15 protein-coding genes and 1 pseudogene are annotated in these 18,476 nt (G+C 71.4%); 6 read left to right on the forward strand and 10 right to left on the reverse strand.

From position 1 onward, the window contains the following. Positions 1 to 88 precede the first annotated feature (88 nt). Entirely contained in the window at positions 89 to 1,486 is a 1,398-nt protein-coding gene (locus IE294_RS32275) for an NsdA family TPR-like regulatory protein (RefSeq protein ID WP_229917475.1), read from the forward strand. A 64-nt stretch (positions 1,487 to 1,550) separates the two neighbouring features. On the opposite strand, the gene IE294_RS32280 is transcribed toward IE294_RS32275, so the two are convergent. From IE294_RS32280 to IE294_RS32325, 10 genes are all read right to left on the reverse strand, one after another. Then, the gene (locus IE294_RS32280; protein WP_189891941.1) at positions 1,551 to 2,654 is read right to left on the reverse strand and encodes an SAM-dependent methyltransferase; all 1,104 of its coding nucleotides are present in this window, start codon (positions 2,652 to 2,654) and stop codon (positions 1,551 to 1,553) included. 72 nt (positions 2,655 to 2,726) lie between these two features. Further along, a complete protein-coding gene (locus tag IE294_RS32285; RefSeq protein WP_189891943.1) occupies positions 2,727 to 3,299 on the reverse strand; it encodes a nitroreductase family protein in 573 nt (190 codons plus the stop codon). Next, positions 3,296 to 4,528 carry a cation:proton antiporter gene (locus IE294_RS32290; RefSeq protein WP_229917476.1) on the reverse strand — a complete coding sequence of 411 codons (1,233 nt, stop codon included), beginning with the start codon at positions 4,526 to 4,528 and terminating at the stop codon, positions 3,296 to 3,298. The genes IE294_RS32285 and IE294_RS32290 overlap by 4 nt, the downstream gene beginning before the upstream one ends. 114 nt (positions 4,529 to 4,642) lie before the next feature. Continuing rightward, positions 4,643 to 5,509, reverse strand: coding sequence for a dimethylarginine dimethylaminohydrolase family protein (locus tag IE294_RS32295; protein ID WP_189891945.1), 867 nt, complete (start codon positions 5,507 to 5,509; stop codon positions 4,643 to 4,645). Positions 5,510 to 5,637: 128 nt separating this feature from the next. Then, complete coding sequence (locus IE294_RS32300; protein ID WP_189891947.1) at positions 5,638 to 6,072, reverse strand: GFA family protein; 435 nt, start codon at positions 6,070 to 6,072, stop codon at positions 5,638 to 5,640. Beyond that, a complete protein-coding gene (locus IE294_RS32305) occupies positions 6,072 to 6,902 on the reverse strand; it encodes a DUF3865 domain-containing protein (RefSeq protein WP_189891949.1) in 831 nt (276 codons plus the stop codon). The genes IE294_RS32300 and IE294_RS32305 overlap by 1 nt, the downstream gene beginning before the upstream one ends. Beyond that, positions 6,899 to 8,221 (reverse strand): cupin domain-containing protein, encoded by a 1,323-nt coding sequence (locus IE294_RS32310; RefSeq protein ID WP_189891951.1) that lies wholly within the window; start codon positions 8,219 to 8,221, stop codon positions 6,899 to 6,901. The genes IE294_RS32305 and IE294_RS32310 overlap by 4 nt, the downstream gene beginning before the upstream one ends. A gap of 55 nt (positions 8,222 to 8,276) precedes the next feature. Next, positions 8,277 to 9,422, reverse strand: coding sequence for an inosamine-phosphate amidinotransferase 1 (locus IE294_RS32315; protein WP_189891953.1), 1,146 nt, complete (start codon positions 9,420 to 9,422; stop codon positions 8,277 to 8,279). 113 nt (positions 9,423 to 9,535) lie between these two features. Next, positions 9,536 to 10,582 (reverse strand): fatty acid desaturase family protein, encoded by a 1,047-nt coding sequence (locus tag IE294_RS32320; RefSeq protein WP_189891955.1) that lies wholly within the window; start codon positions 10,580 to 10,582, stop codon positions 9,536 to 9,538. Positions 10,583 to 10,716: 134 nt separating this feature from the next. Beyond that, a complete protein-coding gene (locus tag IE294_RS32325) occupies positions 10,717 to 10,995 on the reverse strand; it encodes a hypothetical protein (protein WP_229917477.1) in 279 nt (92 codons plus the stop codon). A 503-nt stretch (positions 10,996 to 11,498) separates the two neighbouring features. Here IE294_RS32325 and IE294_RS32330 point away from each other — a divergent pair. The 5 genes and pseudogenes from IE294_RS32330 (at position 11,499) to IE294_RS32350 (ending at position 18,369) form a co-directional block, all read left to right on the forward strand. Further along, complete coding sequence (locus tag IE294_RS32330) at positions 11,499 to 12,377, forward strand: amino acid--tRNA ligase-related protein (protein ID WP_189891956.1); 879 nt, start codon at positions 11,499 to 11,501, stop codon at positions 12,375 to 12,377. Positions 12,378 to 12,408: 31 nt separating this feature from the next. Beyond that, positions 12,409 to 13,251, forward strand: coding sequence for a TauD/TfdA dioxygenase family protein (locus IE294_RS32335; RefSeq protein WP_189891958.1), 843 nt, complete (start codon positions 12,409 to 12,411; stop codon positions 13,249 to 13,251). A gap of 84 nt (positions 13,252 to 13,335) precedes the next feature. Beyond that, positions 13,336 to 14,463 (forward strand): YhaZ family DNA alkylation repair protein, encoded by a 1,128-nt coding sequence (locus IE294_RS32340; RefSeq protein ID WP_189891959.1) that lies wholly within the window; start codon positions 13,336 to 13,338, stop codon positions 14,461 to 14,463. A gap of 488 nt (positions 14,464 to 14,951) precedes the next feature. Continuing rightward, positions 14,952 to 16,813: pseudogene (locus tag IE294_RS32345) on the forward strand (ABC transporter ATP-binding protein). Continuing rightward, positions 16,810 to 18,369 carry an NUDIX domain-containing protein gene (locus IE294_RS32350; RefSeq protein WP_306433486.1) on the forward strand — a complete coding sequence of 520 codons (1,560 nt, stop codon included), beginning with the start codon at positions 16,810 to 16,812 and terminating at the stop codon, positions 18,367 to 18,369. Before IE294_RS32345 ends, IE294_RS32350 begins: the two are co-directional and overlap by 4 nt. Positions 18,370 to 18,476 lie beyond the last annotated feature (107 nt).

Genomic DNA, 18,476 nt, shown 5'->3' on the forward strand with positions numbered 1-18,476 from the left:
CAGATCGCCGACCAACCCTCCCCGTGCTCGTCTCGACGGCCAAGGCGAACGCCACCGGTCCCACCCCTACTTCCCCTCCCTCCTCGACGTGGAAGCCAACCCTCGAAACAGCCCTCCCGACTGGCACCACTGCGCCCTCTCCACTGACCTCAACACGATGGGCGGCGCAATGACGAAGCCGAGATCAGCGAAGGCGGAACGCAACGAGGTCTTACTCAAGCATCTGGAGACGCTGAACTGGTCCATCAGCGGCTTCGCCCGCCGGGTCGCCGCTCGCTGCGAGGCCATCCACCTGCCCTACACGGTGGTCACGAGCACCGTCTCGCGATGGTGCAAGGGCGCAACCCCCAGCGACGACCTCGCGGCCGCCGCGTGCCATGTGCTGTCCAACGCCCTGCACCGGGTGGTAACGCCGGAGAGCCTGGGCTGGCCGTCCGACACCGGCCTGGTCGCGGCGCAGTCGCTGGAGTACCTGGACGTCCCTCACGCCGTGCGGATGCTCTCGAAGCTGTGGGCCCTGGACGCCATGCGTCGGCGCAACGTCGTCAAGACCGCGTTCTCGCCAAGCGTGTTCGGTCCTGCGTCGCGGGAGGCGCTCGTCATGCCGGCGGACGCGGTGATCGCTGGCCACGGGCGGCACAAGGTCACCGCGGCGGACATCGATCTTCTGGACGAGCAGACGCGGCTGTACGGCAAGCTCGACTCCCAGCATGGCGGGGGCAAGTTCCGCGGCGTGTTCGCGTCGATGATGGACTCGCACGCCACGCCGATGTTGAACGGGAGCTTCTCCGCGCGGACCGGGCGCCGGCTGTACGGCAGCGTGGTGGACGCCGTTCTTACGATGGCCTCGATGGCCTACGACGACCAGCTCCCCGGCCTGGCCCAGCGCTACGACCTCCAGGCGATGCGGCTGGCCCAGGCGATCGGCGACCGCGCCCGCATCACCCGGGTCCACATCCACCAGGCCCGACTGGCGGCGGCCCAGGGGGGCCGGGCCGATGTGCTTGCGCACGCGCGGAGCGCTGTGCTGGCGGCCAAGGGAGCGCCTCCCCTTGTCAGGGCCTATGCGTGCGTGACCGAAGCCCGAGCGTGGGCGCTGAACGAGCAGACGGACCAGGTCGTGGCGGCGGTGAGGCAGGCCCGCGAGTTCTTCGGCCGCGCGCAGAACAGCGCCGGCCCGGCGTGGCTGGAGTGGTTCGACCTGCGTGAGCTGGAGGGACAGGCGGCGTGGGCGTTCGCCGTCGCCGGGCTGGCCGAGCAGGGTGTCCAGGCATTGAAGGAGGCGTCCGCGCTACCGTCGGACCGGACGCGCGACACGGTGGAACTCCTGATCACCGAGGCCGAGCTGGCGCGGCTGCGCGGTGACTCGGCCGAGCACACGGCGGCGGCGAAGCGTGCCGCCCACGCATCACAGCACCTGATGAGCCGACGGCTATCCGAACGCCTGGACGACCTGAACGCGGGCAGGCCGCTGCGCGGCTTCTGACCTCCTCGGCCCTACCCGGCCGCATCCGCCCGACCGCGCCGCGGCCAGCTCACATCGTGGCTGGTCAGCTTGCGGGGAAGAGGGCCCGGTAGATCGCGCGGGATCTGAAGGCGCCGCCGTGGTGCGGAGAGGCAAGAGATCCGCGGTGTCGTTGCCCGTCGGCGGTGTGCAGGGCGGCGTTGAGCTGATAGTCCGGATGGACGCCGTCGTCGCTGAGGGCGGTCGCGAGGGTGACCTCCAGGACGTCTCCGGGCTCGACCGGCAAGGGGCAGTCGAAGAGCGGCAGGTAGATGGTGGCCCAGTTCGTCTTCATGCGCAGCGCGTCGAGCGGCTCTTCGTCCGGCAGACACCAGAGGTTGAGCCAGGTGAGCACGCCGTCCACGAGTCCTGGCCGCGTGATGACCAAGCGCGTTGTCGTGCTCTGCTGCGTCTGCAGGTCACCGTTGAACTCGAGCACCTCGACAGGAGCGCCCTCGGAAAGCAGCGCGTCGGCAGGCGGGTTCTCGACCCTGAGCCGGACGTCGAACGGGCTGCCGTGCCAGTCGAAGATGTTCCGCAGGTACGGGAGTGAGGACTCGGCGAACGCCACGGGCTGCTCGGGGAGCAGGTCGGACAGGCGGACCGCGGCGGCCAGGCTGACCGCGCGGTGAGGTATCACCAGGCCGCCGGGTTCCAGGTGGCGGGCGCGGGCATCGGCCAGGACGGCTGCCGCGCCTTCGGCGCCCGCGAGGGAGCCGATGATCTCGGCGACACAGACATCGGCCCGGGGGGCGAAGCGAAGGCTGGTCGACTCGCCGAGCAGGAGCGTGATCCGGTCCTGAGAGGTGATCGCCGGCAGGCTCGCGGCCGCCTTGTGGAATGCGGCCTCGATGACCTCGATGGCCAGGGCATGACGGGCTCCGGCCTGCAGGCCTTCGCGTGCCCAGAGGAGGTCTTGGCCGGTGCCGATGTCCAGGATCCGCCGGCCCGGCGCCAGGCGCTCCAGCGCCGTGTGGAACCGGTGGTTGCGTTCGTCGTCGGTGGTCATGGTGGTGTAGAGGAACGGGTCGTAGATCGGGTACTCCCCCACGCTCGGCCACAGGGCAGGCCGGTCCTCTCGCTCGGGTCCGGGATCAACGCGCACGCCCAGGGAGTGCCCGGGTACCTCGATCTGCTGGATGTCGCTCATGGTCTGCCTCTCGCGGCGAGGTGCGGTGTTGCCGGAACCGCTGGCGTGCGCATCGGGTACTGGGTGAAGGGCTCAGATGCCGGCGCGGTGCCAGGTGATCCTGGCGGGAGTGCCGAGCGGTCGTCGGTCGGCGGAGGTGTCGGGCGTGGGAGGGGTTCCGACGTACAGCCAGCCCAGGAGCTGTTCGCCGTCGTCAACGCCGAGGTACTTGCGGACCTGGGGTGCCTGGACGGTGGCTCCGGTGCGCCAGATCGACGCGAAGCCGTGGCTGTGCAGTAACAACGACAAGGTGGTGACCACGCCGGTGGTCGCGGCCAGTTGCTCCCACTCGGGAACCTTCGGGTGGTCGGGCACGGGCCGGTGCACGATCGTCAGGAGCAGGGGCGCGCGCAAGGGTTTCGCGGCGGCGCGCCGGGCCTGCTCCGGTGAGTCGGCGGCCTCGGCGAGCACGTCGCCGAGCCGGTCCCGCTCGTCGCCGGTCACCGCGACCAGCCGCCACGGGCGAAGTCGTCCGTGGTCGGGTGCGGTGGCCGCGGCCTGGACGAGGCGCTCCAGGTCGGCCCGGCCGGGGGCGGGTTCGGTCAGGCGGGGTGCACTGCGCCGGGTGAGGACCGCGTCCAGGACCGGGTTCTGGGATCGGGTCATCGGGTCGCCTCCCGGGCCGGGGTGCGCTTGGGATCGTCGTGCGGCGCCGGCGGGGTCATGCGCGGGTCGTCGCCGGCTACACGCCGGAGGATGGGGGCGGTGGCGGCGGTGGTGATGACGGTCATGATCACCAGGAGGGTGAACAAAGTCTCGGTGATGACACCGGCCTGGAGGCCGATACCCAGGACAACGAGCTCGGTGAGGCCCCGGCAGTTCATCAGCGTGCCGACGGCGGCCGACCAGCGCCAGTCTGAGCCGGTGAGCCGGGCGGCGCCGGCCGCGCCGCCCCACTTGCCGACGACGGCGACGGCGAGGATGGCCGCCCCCCAGCCCCACTGTCCGTCGGGCAGGGTGGAGAAGTCGGTGTGGAGGCCGGTGTCGACGAAGAACAGCGGCAGCAGGAGCGGCAGGGCGACGGCGCGGATGCGCGCGGCGCTGCGTTCGACGGCCGGAAGGCCGCGGGGAGCGGCGACGCCGAACAGGAAGGCGCCGAAGGCGGGGTGAACTCCGATCTGGTCGGTGGTGTAGGCGCTGAGGCACAACCCGGCGAAGAGGAGAGCCAGGACGAGTTCGTCGCCGGTGCGGCCGGCGCGCTCGAACAGGGTGCGCAGCAGGGGGCGTATGAGCGTGAGGCCAGCGGCGAAAGCGGCGGTGAGGGCGAGGGTGCTCAGAGCCGACAGGGCGGTGCCTGTGGTGGCCAGGGCGACGGCGGCGGTGAGCAGGCACCAGGCGAGGGCGTCGCCGGTGGCGGCGCAGGCCAGGGCGAAGGCGCCCAGGGGCGTGGTCTCCAGGCCGCGGTCGGCCAGGATCCGGGCGAGGACCGGGAAGGCGGTGATACTCAAGGCGACGGCGACGAACAGGGTGAACGGCGGCCGCCCGACGCCGTCTGGGGCGAAGTGCGGGTAAAGGGAGGCAGCTAGTGCGGCGCCGAGGGCCATAAAAAGCAGGAGGCCTGTGAGGCTGACCGCGGCGACGGCGCCGCGGGTGGTGCGCAGGCTGCGCAGGTCGAGTTCCAGTCCGATCAAGAACAGGAACGCCAGGAGGCCGAGGGTGCCCAGGGCGGAGGTGACGGGCAGAACCGAGGGCGGCAGGAGGTGCTGCTGGATGGTGGGGGTGAGCCAGCCGAGCAGCGAGGGACCGAGCAGGATCCCGGCCAGGATCTCGCCGATGACCGGAGGCTGGTCGAGCAGCCTGACGGCCCGCCCGCCGGCCTGACAGGCGAGGACCACACGACCGGGACGGCGAGGAGCACGGGCAGCAGCGGGTCGGACACGACAGCTCCAGGAGTCGGGCGAAGGACCGCACGGCGGTACGGCGTGGCCGGGCGGGAACCGGGGGGTGGATCAGGCGCGGGTCAGCGGCAGGGTGGTGCAGCGCAGCGAGCCGGGGATCCGGGTGACCTCGCGGTAGTCGACGGCGAGGACCTCGATTCCGCGTGCGGCGAGCTGCGTGGTGATGCGGTCGCTGCCAGCGGCGACGATCACGGTGTCCGGTGCGATCGCCAGGACGTTGGCCTGGACGGCGCGCGCCTCTGCGCCGGTGACGTCGATGAGGTCGAAGTGCTGCTCGAACCAGCGCAGTTCGGCGGGCGGGAAGACGTCGCGGTGGATGAGGGCGGTGCCGGGCGCGACGATGGTGAAGTGGTCGTCCAGGTGGACGATGCCGTCGACGGCGAAGCGGACCGAGCGGACCTCACGGTCGACGCCGTGGTGGGCCAGCGCGCGCTGCAGCGCCCCCACGCCCGCAGGGGACGTCTCTTCGCCGAGGCCGACCAGGACGGTGCCGGTGTGCAGGGCGACGTCACCGCCCTCGATGGTGCCCTCGTCCAGGTGGGCGACGTGCGGGACGCCGGTCAGTAACGGGGCGAGCGCGTCGGCCTCGGGGCGGCGGTGCGCGGAGTTCAGGCGCGCCATGACCAGGACGTGGTCGATGACGAAGGCGATGTCGCGGGGGTAGTGCTGGACCGGGCAGCCCGGCGCGGCGTTGAGGAGGGTCACCGTGGTGCCGCGGCCGCGGAGGAGGTCGATCAGGGTGTCCTGCTGGGCGCGGACGGTAGCCGGGTCGTACGGCTTCCAGGAGCTGGTGGCTTTCTGGCGGGTCAGGACGGGGTGGACGTCGGGGCCGTCGAGGTCGGGGGTGACGTCGCTCGCGTAGCGCATGGCGACGTGGCGCAGGGTGCCGTACTCGCTGGTGGCGTGCGGGGTGAGCACGTTGGTGTCTCCTGGGCGGGGTGCGGGACGGGTCGGAGGCGAGCCGGATGCGGCGCAGACGGTCCCAGGAGGGTGCGGGTCCGGGGCCGGCAGGTCAGGACTGCCGGCCCCCGGAGGTCTCGCGGGTGTCAGCCGACGGGGCTCTTCTTCTGGGTGTCCGGGACTTGGGGCAGCCAGTGCACGGCGTCGTCGCGGAAGGACTGGTTGACCGGGACGAGGTCGGCGCCGCTGGTGTCGTCCAGGGCGGTGACGACGATGCCGAGCTCCGGGACGCCGTTGTCGATGGCCGCGAGGCGGGTGCCGCAGTTCGGGCAGAAGCTGCGCTTGGCCTCGCCCTTGAACGTCTCGAACCAGAGCTGCTCGCTCTCACCGGTCCAGGTGACGTTCTCGGGGGCGAATCCGGCCCACCACATCATCGGGCCGCCGCCGAGCTTCTTGCAGTGCGAGCAGCTGCAGGTGTGCGGGTAGACGGCCTCGCCCTTGACGGTGAAGCGGATCTTGCCGCACAGGCATCCGCCGGAGCGCTCCTGGGCTGCGGCGACGATGTCGGGGGTGGCGTTCATCAGTTCATCTCCGAGGCGCGGTGGGCGAGTTGAGCCCACCAGTGTGTCATCCCTTCGGTGATCGTCAGCCAGCCGTCGAGGGCCTGGGGCAGGTCGATGTGGAAGAGTTCACTCTCCTTGATGAACCTGGCCAGGCCCTCGATGTGGGCGGCCTCGACGCTCATGCCGCCGACCTGGGAGGCCTCGTGCCCGTCGTCGAGGTGGAGTTCGTAGTAGTAGTGCAGGGCCTTGAGCTCGCTGCCGCTACGACCGATGGTCAGTTCGCCGTAGCGGTTGGTGATGTCGCGCAGGATCTCGGTCTCGGCGATCGCCACGGCCTCGGTGGCGTAGTAGGCGCCGGCGATGTGGCTGGGCATGTGCGAGCCGACCATCCACTGGTGGAGGTTGACCAGCGTCTCGGTTTCGGGGGCGGGCACGTGTCCGTTGACGAGCAGGCCGAGGTCCGACAGGAGCGCGTTGGTGTACAGGACGTAGTGCGCGGGCACCTTGCCGCGCTCGCCGCCCTCCTCCAGGTGGTTGCGGCGCAGCTCGTGGGCGAGCTCGGGGCAGTAGCCCTCCACGGCGGTGGCGGCTGCCTTGAGGTACTGGGCGTTGTAGCGGGCGAACACCGAGAGCTCCTCGATGTACATCCGGGCCTGGCGCTCGTTGAGGTCGGCGGCGCCGACCTTCTCGGCGATCCGCGCGTACGCCCAGTCGACCAGCGGGGCCAGATGCGCGGTGACCAGGGCGGCGCCGGAGGTGAACTTGCCCAGCAGGGTGCCGTTGACGGCGCTCTGCGTCTCGGGGTGGGTCTTCAGATAGGCCTGGACGAGGCTGTTGTCGGGGGTCATGCGTCGGCGTCCTTGGTGTCGGCGGGGCGGGGGGTCAGGTGCAGGCCGCCGGTGGCTCCCAAGGCGCGGACGGCTGCCAGGAGCTCTGCGCTGTCGGGCAGGACGAAGGTGTCGCCACGGTTGAGGGCGGTGACGGTGTCCCGGTCCAGACCCGCGCCGTCGAGGGTGATCCCCGGCTGGTGGCCGCGCAGCAGGACGTGGTGGGAGTCGCCGTCGTCGAGCAGGGTGGTCACCTGGTAGGGGGCGATCACGCGGATGCCGGCGCCCGGCGTGACCCGCTCGGGGTCGAAGGCATCCGCGGCTTCCTGGCGGGAGAGGTCGCCCTCGACGAGCTCCCAGCCGCCGTTGCTCAGCAGCGTGGCCCACCGCTGCTCGGCGTGCCGGCGGGCGGCGCCGCGGACGCGGTCGGCGGCGACGGTCAGGAGTTCGCGGCCCACGCCGGCCAGCCGGTCGGCGACGGCACCGGGCCCGGCGGCCGTGTCCGCCATCGCGGAGGGCTCGTTGAGCGGGTCGTCGGGCCCGTCCCCGGCCAGGTCGGCGAGGACGTCCGGGATGATGCGGCTCTGCAGGATCTGCGCGTACGGGTAGGTGTACAGCGGTATGGCCACCGAGATGGAGAAGGTGTCCTGGGTTCCGACGTGGAAGACCCGGCGGGGCAGGAAGAGGGCGTCGCCCGGCTCCAGAAGGAAGTGCTCGGCTTCCTCCAGCAGCGCGCGGTAGTCGCCGTAGGTGGGTTCCTTGCCGCCGGTGAGCTTCTCGTACTGCTCGGCGGGCCAGCAGTAGAAGTTCTTGGCGTTGGGGCCGAGGTGGACGAGGACGGCATCCTCGTAGCCCTCGTGGATCCCGAAGGCGGTGCCGGCGTAGTTCCCGGCGAAGGCGACCTGTTCGGCGCCGCCCAGCGGGAGACCCCACCCGTCGATGAGGGTCTTGAGGAAGGTGCCGAGGCCGGCGGCGAGGGCGGGGCTGACGGTCTCCAGGTTGTTGATGACCAGGGAGAACCGCTCGGCGCCGGCGAGGTCCTGCATCCACGGCACGAAGGCGTCCACGCCCCCGTCCCAGGACGGGGCGGTCAGCGCCTGGGGCAGGAGGTCGTCACGGCGGGCCTCGCCGACGTAGACGCGGGCGTGCGCCTTGATGTCGGTGCCGGCGGTGTGGGCTCGGCGGATGGCCTCGAATCCGGTCAGGACGTCGTCGGGGCCGGCTACGGTGGCGGGGATGATGCCCTTGAACAGGAAGGGCGTGGTCCGCCCGGTGGTCTGGTCGGGGAAGGTGCTGGTCCAGAAGGTCTGGTCGGGCGGCCACGGATAGGCGGTGTCCATCGAGGATCTCCTGAGGTCGGGGCGGATTGCCGTGTTCAGGGGGCGGGGCGCGGGGTCAGCTGAGGTAGTCCTCGGGGCCGCCGCGGCGGACGGTGTCGAGGGTGAAGCAGTGGAAGCCGCCGCCGAACAGCCGTCGGTGGCGGTGGCGGACCGGGACGACGGTGAACCCACGGCCCTCCAAGACCTGGATCAGCTCCGGGTAGAGGGAGTTGACGACGACGGTGTTCTCGTCGATGGACAACAAGTTGATGTCCATGTACCGGCTGCCGATGGGGATGACGAAGCCGAGGTCGCTGTAGTCCGGGAAGTTACTGTCGTCGGTCTCGGGGGCGTAGATCACGTCCCAGGACTGCATGGCCTTGGGCAGGTACTTCAGGTAGGCCGGGGAGCGCAGGAGCATCAGGCCGGGGCGCAGCGGGACCAGGACGCTGTCGATATGGTTGTCGGCCATGGCGTCCAGGCGGTGGAACCGCAGGTCGCGGATGTTGTCCCTCAGCCAGCGCAGGGCCAGTTCGTGGTTGTGGTTGGCGACGTTGACCAGGACGTCGCGGCCCAGGCGCATGCACTGCGCGCCGTCGAAGACCATCTCCAGACCCAGGCCCTCGATCACGCCGGCGCTCTCGCCGTCGGTGGCGCGGCTGACGTCCAGGTTCTTGCGGGTGAAGTAGGCGGTGTCCAGCGAGTCGCGGGTCAGGGCCGGGCGCGGCATGCTCAGCCAGTTCGCCCCGTCCCGGTAGTAGCGGTAGAAGACGGGCTTGAGCAGGTCGTTCTCGAAGATGCGGGCGCGGACGTGGGGCGGGGTCTCCACGATGGTGTTGCCGAGGATGATGGTCTGGTCGCGGACGTTGAGCGGAGGGGTGGCCCTGGCGTCCCAGTGCGGGGAGCGGATGTCGATGTCCTTGCCGGGCGTCGCCGGCCGCAGGACCTTCACCCCGCATCCGGTCAGGGCGTCGGCCAGACCGGCGATGTCCTCGTTGAGCTCGTCGACCAACTGCCCGGGGATCGGCAGCAACTCCTCCCCCGACGCATTGGCGTGTCGGCCGAGGACCGGGGCGACGTTGTCGTAGAAGAACAGCCGCCACGAGGTGTCGGTGTGGTGGGCGTTGTAGTGCTCGGCGCGGCCGAGGATGACTTGGTCGAGCCGGGTGAATTCGTCGAAGCTGTTCAGGGCTGGCGGCGAGGCGGGCGCGGGCTGGGGCATGGTGGGCCGCCTCCTCGGCGGCGGGTGACGGCGCGCCCTCGCCCGCGGGTGCGCGGGTGCGCGGCCGCGGTGGGCGGTGCCGTACGGGGTTCGAAGGTCGGGCGAGGACGAGGTCAGGCGGCCGAGGCGTGCCGGGGCGGGGTGCAGGCGGCGTCGGGAGCAGCGGCGAGCCGGGTGATGATGTCCTCGATCACGCACGGCTGGTCGGGGGTGGCGCGCCGCCGGAAGAAGTAGCCGGAGCACCACGGCACTTCACCGAAGCGCGGCAGGTGCTGCGCGGCAAGGGCGCGGGCCTCGGGCAGGCGCCGCCAGGGGATCTGCGGGCACCAGTGGTGGATGGGGTGGAACATGTCGTCCAGGTGGCCGCCGAGCAGGTGTCGGGTGAGCCATTGGGAGGTCCAGCCGCGGGTCTGAAGGAGGACATCGCCGTTCTCGATCAGCCCGGCGTGGTTGCCGAGATCGGTGATCCAGGTGACGACGGGCCGTAGCAGGACGAGGGGGAGCAGCCAGTAGAGCAGGAGGTACGGCACGCCGCCCACGGGCCACAGCGCGGCGACGGCGCCGGCCCACAGCACGGCCCGGGTGGCCAGGGCCCGCCAGGTCTCCCCAGGCGCGCGGGTGACCAGGGTCAGCACTGCGGTCTTCGGCAGCCGCCACAGGGCGTTGCGCACGATGACCCGCAGGACGAAGGAGCGGCGGCTGGGCGTCCTGCCCGCCGCCCGGATGTTGCCGGCGCGGTAGGACTGGAACATCGGGTCGTCGTCCGAGCCGAGCTTGGCGTGGTGGACGTAGTGGCTGCTGCGGTAGGACTCGAAGCCTTCGCCGAGCAGACCGGTCAGGAGGTAGCCGACGACCCGGTTGGCGCGGCGGGTGGCCATGAGCTTGGAGTGCACGCACTCGTGGCCGAGGTTGGACAGGTGGCGCTGGCGCACCCCGATGTAGCAGACGGCGAGCAAGGGACCGGCGACATGACCGATGAGGTGACCGGCGGTCGCCGCTGCGGCGATCGCCGTGAGGTCCCAGGCGACGTCCCACAGACCGACGGTCGGGCGCCCGCAGAGCTTCTCCAGGTTGGCGATGAGCTGCTGCCCGAGGGCCTTGCGCACAGGGCCGGAGGCGCCAGTGCCGTTGCGGGTCCTGCCGGCGGCGGGGCTGCCCATCAGGTTCTCCAGTCGACGCGGTGCGGATGGAAGGGGGCCGGGCTCCGGCGCGCCCCCCGAGGGACAGGCAGCACGGGCGACCTGCCGTTGGGCAGGCGCGCCGGAGCACGACGAAGGGGTGGATCAGCCGCGGGTCAGGCGGCGACGAGGGCGCTGTCCGGGCGCATGCCGTTCTCCAGGTCGGCGGCGTCGGGGCGCATGCCGTTCTTCAGGTCGGCGGCGTCGGGGCGCATGCCGTTCTTCAGGTCGGCGGCGTCCGGCCGCATGCCGGCCTTCAGCACGGCGGCGTCGGGGCGCATGCCGAGCTTCAGGTCAGCGGCGTCCGGCCGCATGCCGGCCTTCAGCACGGCGGCGTCGGGGCGCATGCCAGCCTTCAGGCCGGTGTCCGGGGTCATTTCAGCGGAAGCGGTCATCGAGTTCTCCCTGCTCGGTCGCGGGTGATCCGCGAGTCCGGGTGATCGGGCTGTGGAACTGCCGGGCCGCGGGTCCGGTGAGGTGCTGAACCGTCGGCTCGGCACGCCGTGGTGTGGGCGCACGCCGGTGGAGAAGGCCGCGCCGGAGCACATCCCCTCCACCTGTGGAGGAGCGTTGCGTGGCGGTCACGCCGGGCGCTTGGCCAGTCACGCTAGAACTCGGCCGAGGAAAGCCGCAACGGCTCTGGCCGTTGCGCCGGTTGCACGGGACCGTTGCGTCCCCGTTGCGCGCACACCCTGCTTGAACTGGGAAAACACCGAACACTGTTGCTGAACGGGTCCTATTTCGGGCCTGTCGGACGCGGCAGGGCGGGCGGGAGGGCTTCTGCTGCTCCTGCGGGCGCGGCTACTTTGTGGCCCCGCCGAGGACCCGAACGCCAGATCACCGTGGGGCCCGGCTTCCCGCGAACTCCGCCCGGAAACAACGGCCTTGAGGAGTACCCGTGCTCAACCCCGTCGTCATGAGGTCCGACCTGCTGTTCAGCCTGCGGGACACCCTCCGCGCCGAGGCGTTCGTCGAGGTGACCACCCCGACCATGCGCAGAGCCGACCTCGGCCCGGGGCGCCGCCTGCCGGTGGACCACGACGGCGGGCGGTTCCTGCGGGCGATGATCGGCCCGGCCCTGCGCGTGAACCTGGAGCACCACCGGCGCATCTTCGAGATCGGTGCCTGCTTCCGGCCCGAGAAGCCCGACGAGCTGCACGCACCCGAGTTCCAGATGCTCGACCTCTACGCCGCCGGTGAGGACTTCGACTTCCTCCTGGCGCTCGCCGAGAGGCTGATCGGCCCGCACCTCCCGTACGCCCCGCAGCGCGTCTCCGTCGCCGGCCATGTCCGCGACCAGTTCGGCATCGACCTGCACCGCGAGCCCCTCGGGGACCTGCCCGCGCGGATGGCCGCCCAACTGGGCATGAGCGCGGACCTGCCGTTCAAGACGGTGCTCGGGCAGTACGTGGAGCGCGAGGTGGAGGTCCAGAGCGCCGGCACCGCGCTGTTCCTGACCGAGTACCCGGTCGGCGGGGACGAGCCATGTGCCCGCCTGGCACCCGGCACGACGGCCGTCCTCAACCGCTTCGAGGTCCTGGTCGACGGCATCGAGGTCGTCCACGGCTACGAGGACGAGCCCGACGGGGCCGCGTTCGTCGAGCGGGCCCGCGCGGTGGACCTGTACGACGCCGAGCAGGCCCTGGCCAGAGAGGCGATCGATACGGGACGTGTGCCGGCCGGCAGCGTCGGACTGGGCATCGGCATCGAGCGGCTGTGCATGGCCGCCTCCGGCGTCAAGGACATCAGCGTCTTCCAGCCCTCCCCCCAGTTCTGACCGCCCAGATCACCGTCCGGAAGGAGTAGCGATGGACCTGCCGCTGCGCCCGCTCGACGAGAGCGGCTTCGGCGCCGTCGTCGATGCCGACCTCGCGATCCACGCCGAGCGCCTCGCGCCCCAGCTGGCGGCGGCTCTGCATCAGCACCGGCTGCTGATCGTGCCCCGCCAGCACCTGACCCACGCCGACCTGCTGACCGTCGCCTCCTGCTTCGGCACGGTGGACACCAGCGTCGACCGCCGGTACGCCGTCGGCGGCTTCCCGGGCCTGACCGTCATCAGCAACATCGTCGAGGACGGCAAGCACATCGGCATCTACGACGGCGACAACGAGGAGGAATGGCACGCCGACAACAGCTTCAAGCCCCAGCTCACCTCGGCGACGATGCTCTACTCGGCCATCACCCCCCAACGCGGCGGCGAGACCCGCTTCGCCGATGCGACCCGCGCCTACGCCGACCTTCCCCCGGCGGTGCGGCAGCGGATCGAACCGATGCGCGCGGTGCACTCCATCGAGCAGCTCGGCGCGCTCCAGAGCCAGGCCAGCGGCGGCCAGTCGTCGATCGCGGCCGGGAGCCTGGCCGCGAGCCCCGAGGTCGTACACCCGCTCGTCCTGACCCACCCCGTAACCGGCGCCCGCTCCATGCTGCTCGGATCCATGGTGATCAGCAGCATCACCACGCTCGCCGAGCAGGACAGCCGCACGCTGCTGGAGGAACTGCTGGAGCACACGACCAGCGCGCCGTACGTCTACAGCCACCGCTGGGAGCAGGGCGACCTGGTCGTGTGGGACAACCTCGCCACCCTCCACACCGCCTCCCCCTGCGACAGCTCCCGCCACCGCCGGCTGCTGTACCGCGCCGCCGTCCGATAGCCCAAAGCCCCGCGTTCACACCGCCGGATAACCCGCGGCGAGAACACGAGGATGCCCCTGTAGCCCCGGCCCTAGGGTGTGCCCATGACCGCGAAGGTTCCCCTGAAAGAGACCGCTCTCAACGCCGAGCGCATCGCCCGCATCGGCCGCGAAGTCCACGCAGTATGCCCAGAGTTCGACGCCGACGCGTTCGTGACTTCCGTGATGGCGGACCTTCCCCGGCTGGAGCTGAGCGCCCGGATCGCCCGGAGCAGCCAGGGCCTGCACGACCACCTCCCGGTCACCGGGCCCGACGCGCTCGACATCCTGCTGCGCTCGCTGCCGCCGACGCCCGCGGCCGCCGGGGTGACCAACGACTTCGGGCTGCACCTCTACAGCCCCCACTCCGACTACGTCTCCCGCTACCTGCGCACCGCCGAGCACCTGGGCCGGTCGCTGGCCGCGCTGGCCCGCATGACGGGGTACTTCTCCGCCGAGCTCCCGGTGCGGCACTTTCTCGCCGACTTCCCCGAGGAGACGATGAAGGCCGTCGACGCGTGGAGTCGCGACGAAGACTTCCGGGTACGGCGGCTGGCGAGCGAGGCCACCCGGCCCCTGCTGCCTTGGGCACCACGGATCACGCTCCCCGCCGACGCGGGCCTGCCCGTCCTCGAGACCCTCTACGACGACCCGCACCTCTACGTCCGCACCTCCGTGGCCAACCACCTGGGGGACATCGCCGCCACCCAGCCCGACCTTGTACTAACCACTCTCCAGCGGTGGAAGGGCTCGGGCCGGGTCACCGGCGAGCAGTTCGCCTTCCTCGCCCGCAACGCCCTGAGCAACCGGCTGAAAGTGGGCTGGCCGCCCGCCTACGCCCTCCTCGGCTACGCCCACGACGCGCCCATCGCCCTCACCCCGCTCGTCCTGGAACGCACCGAACTCCGCGAAGGCGACACCCTGAACTTCTCCGCCTCGCTTACCGCGACCGCGACCGCGCCTGTCCACGTGATGATCGTGATCTCCACCACGGGGCCGAGCGGCCGGCCGCGCGAGAAGGTGGCCTTCCTGCGCCGCGCCACCGCCGAGCCGGGCCAGGAACTGCGGCTCGCCAAGGCGCACCCGTTGCGCTCGACCGCACGGTGGAAGGTCTCCCCCGGCTCCTACTCCCTTGCCCTCCAGGTCAACGGGCGTCGCTTCCCGGCGGTCGCCTTCACTGTCGTCGACGCCTGACCCCCTCCCGGCCGTCCAGCCCCGCTCACGTTCCAGGCGGCCGTCTTCACGCGCCACGGCCCGGTCCGTGCTGTCCGCAACCCCCCGAAGGAGTGACCCAACCTGATCGAACGAGTTTGAGCGGCGACACCCCAGAGCCCGCACGGGACGACCCTGGCATTAGAACTCGCGTTCGCCGAATACCCTCCGTTAGGCCGTGACGGGACCAGATCCGCCGCGTTTTTAGAGCATCAGTGCCACACGGACGCCCAGACGGAGGACGCCATGCATCCCACCCTCGCCCCCTTGCAGCAGCCTCCCGGAATCGAACGGCGGCCCAGCCTGCTCACGCGCAGCGTTGACGGCACCCGCATCTCAGAACGTGCGGATACGGGGTGGGCGGCATGAGCGAGCCCACCGATGCATCAGCCGACGCCGTTCCGGGACCGCGCACCACCACCGCGCCGTCGCCCGCCCCCTCCGCCAATCCGCCCGCGCCCGAGGCGCAGATGCGGTATGTCGACCTGACCGGCAGCCGTGAGGCGGCCGGCCGCTCGATCCGGATGCGTGACATGGCCCGCCGCCTGCCGCAGCTGGTGCGCCGCTCGCTGGCCCTGGCCTGGCGCGTCGACCGGCGGGCGACCGTTGGACTGCTGCTGTGCCAGCTGGTCACCGGCGTGATGCAGGCCTTGGGCCTGGTCGCCATCGCCGGCACCCTGACCGCCCTGCTGCGCGACGGCGACGTCTACCACCGCCTCCTTCAGGCGTGGCCCTCGGTCGCCCTGCTCGCCGGGGCCGCCGGCGTGCGCGCGCTCCTCGGCATCACCGTCAACTGGCTCTCCTCCCGGCTGGGCCCGCTGATGTCCCGCGAGGCCGAGCAGATGCTGCTCACCGGCTGCGCCGAGGTCGAGCTGTGCGCGTACGACGACCCCGACTTCAACCGCGACCGCGAAGCCGCCGACCGCGGCGCCCAGGTCACCGGCGACCTGATCAACGAAGGCCAGGACCTGATCGCCTCGGCCGCCGCCTTCCTCGCTGGAGCGATCGTCCTGGCCGGTGTGCACTGGGTCCTTCTCCCCCTCCTCGTCGCCGCCAGCCTCCCGCAAGCCCTCGCCCAGGTCAGCGCCGCACGCTTCCGCTACCTGGCCAACCTCCGCAGCAACGGCGACAACCGGATGCTGTCCGTGCTGCGCTGGCACATCTACACCAAGGACGCCGCCGACCAGATCCGCGCCGGCACCATGGCCGACTTCCTCTCCGGCCGCTACCGCAGCACCGTCGCCCGGATCAACCGCGAGGACCGGGCCGCAGCCGACCAGGGCGCCCGCATGTCCCTGGTCGGCGCCATGTGCGGAGGGCTGGGGTCGACCGTGGTGTGGGCGGCGGTCGTGTGGCTACTCGCGACCGGCCGGATCACCGTCGGACATGCTGCACGGCCGTCTTCGCGCTGCAGACCGTCGGCATGGCGGTCCGCGGCCTGGTGGCCGTCGGCGCCCGCGCGGTGCGAACCGGGCTGTACATGGACGACTGGACCGGCTTCCTCGACAAGGCCGGCGGCTTCCGCATGCGCCGCGGCCCGCACCACCCCGCGCCGCCAGAGACGATCGAGGTCAAGGCGGTCACCCACCGCTACGCCGGCAAGGACCGCGACGCCCTGTCCGGTGTCTCCCTCACCCTGCGCCGCGGCGAGGTGACCGCGCTCGTGGGCTTCAACGGCTCGGGCAAGTCGACGCTGTCGAAGCTGGTCAGCGGCCTCTACCTCCCCACCGACGGGCAGGTGCTGTGGGACGACGTCCCCACCGGTGACTGCGACCCGCAGGCCCTGTGGCGGCAGGTCGCACTCGTGCCGCAGGACTACGCACACTGGCCGCTGACCGTGCGCGAGAACGTCACCCAGGGCCAGCCCGTCGCGCGCGGCGACGCCGCGGTCCGTGAGGCGTGCGAGGCAGCCGACGCCGACGAGGTCGTCGACAAGCTCGGAGCCGGCCTGGACACCCTCCTGGCCCGCGAGTGGCTCAACGGGGAGGAACTCAGCGGCGGCCAGTGGCAGCGCATCGCCCTGGCCAGGGCGTTCTTCCGCCCTGCCGGGCTGCTGGTCCTCGACGAGCCGACGGCCAACCTCGACCCACGCGCCGAATTCCGCATCTTCCAGCGGCTGCGGACCCTCGCCCGGGACAGGGCGGTACTGCTGGTGACCCACCGCATCACCAACGTGGCCATCGCCGACCGCATCGTCGTCCTCGACGACGGCAAGATCGTCCAAGCGGGCACCTACGCCCAGCTCTCCCAACAGCCCGGACTCTTCCAACAGCTGTTGTCCTACCAGATCACGTCCGAGCCAGACAGAGACAAGCACGAGACCCCCGCGTGAGCCGCCTCGGCGCCACCTTCGCGCGCCCCACCGCCGCCAACCTGCCCGCCCCTCTCCTGCCGTCCCGAGGTGACGACGTGCCGCTCACCCGCGCCCACATCCGCAAAACCGCCGAGGCGTACCTGGCCCGGCATCCACACGAACGGAACTCCCTCGCCGGGCTGCTGTCCCTCCTGGACGGCGTCGACGACCCGGCCGACCGCGCGACGCTCCCCGGTCACGTCACGTGCAGCGCGGCCGTCATCGACCGTGAACAGCGCGTACTGCACATCGGCCACAAGGCCACAGGGTTGCTCCTCAATCCGGGCGGCCACGTCGACGGTGACCGGACGCTGCTGGCTGCGGCGCTGCGCGAAGTGTGCGAGGAGACGGGCCTGCGGCCGGGCGACCTCTGCCTCACCCCACAGTTACTCGGCGCCCCGATCGACATCGACGTCCACGACGCCAACCCCGCCAAGGGCGAAGGCACACACCAGCACTTCGACTTCCGCTTCGTCTTCTACCTCGTGCCCGAGCAGCACCCCCAGCTCACCTTGCAGGACAAGGAGGTCTCCGGCGCCCGCTGGCTCGACTTCGCCGAGGTCTGCTCCAGGACGTTGCGCGCCAAGCTCCTGGCCGCCCGCGAGCGGGGTCTCGACGGGCAGCCGGAGCCCGTCAACGCTTCCGCGCTGATCCACGACGGCCACGGCAGATACCTCCTCCACCTGCGCGACCAGCGTGAAGGCATCTGGGCCCCCGGCACGTTCGCACTTCTGGGCGGCGGTCGCACACGGGAGGACGTCAGCCTGGAAGCGACCCTGCGGCGGGAACTCGCCGAAGAGACACCAGGACTGGAGGTGGCCCATCTGACGCCCTACGCACGGGAGGAGGCGACGAGCGTCGACGGCCTCGCAGTGCCGATCGAGGTCTTTCAGGCCCGCTGGAGCGGCGACCCGGAGACGGTTGACTTGCAAGAGGGAGTGCTGCTGCGGTGGTTCACCCCGGACATGCTCGAGCGGCTCAACCTGAGCCCCGGCCTCGGTGACCTCATCCGCCGGCACGCCGCCGAGCATCCCCCCGCTGGCGGCCCGCCGGCCCCGCCCCGGCTGCTGCGCGACGAGGCACCCCAGGGCACCGAGCTGCACATCGTCGGTGTTCACCTCTACCTGGAGGACGCCCACGGCCGGATCCTCCTCGGCCTGCGCCACCCCGACTCGGCGTACGCGGGCAACGTGTGGCACTTCCTGGCCGGGCACTGCGAACGCGAGGAGGCGGTCAGCTGCCTGGTCAGGGAAGCCGAGGAGGAGGCCGGGCTGGTCATCGAGCCGGACAATGTCGAACTCGTGCATCTCGTCCACCTCGTGGACTCGCCGTCTGCCCGCCCCCGGATCGGCCTGATCTTCCGGGCCCGCACCTGGTCCGGCACCCCGTCCGTCCGGGAGCCCGACCGGTGCGTCGAGTGGCGGTTCTGGAACCCGAAGGACCTCCCGGCCGACGTCGTGCCCTACACCCGCCAGGCGATCGAAGGCGTGCTCGCCGGACGCCTGTACTCACACAGGGGGTGGGACAAGCGATGACGCCCCTGGACACGAGCACGGCAACCCCCGGCCGAGACCGCCGGGCACCCGGGCCGACACCACGGCAGGCCGGTACCGGCCCGCTCTCGGCGGAACTGGCTGCCGCG

The sequence above is a fragment of the Streptomyces canarius genome, assembly GCF_014650735.1.
Classification (GTDB): Bacteria; Actinomycetota; Actinomycetes; order Streptomycetales; family Streptomycetaceae; genus Streptomyces; species Streptomyces olivaceoviridis.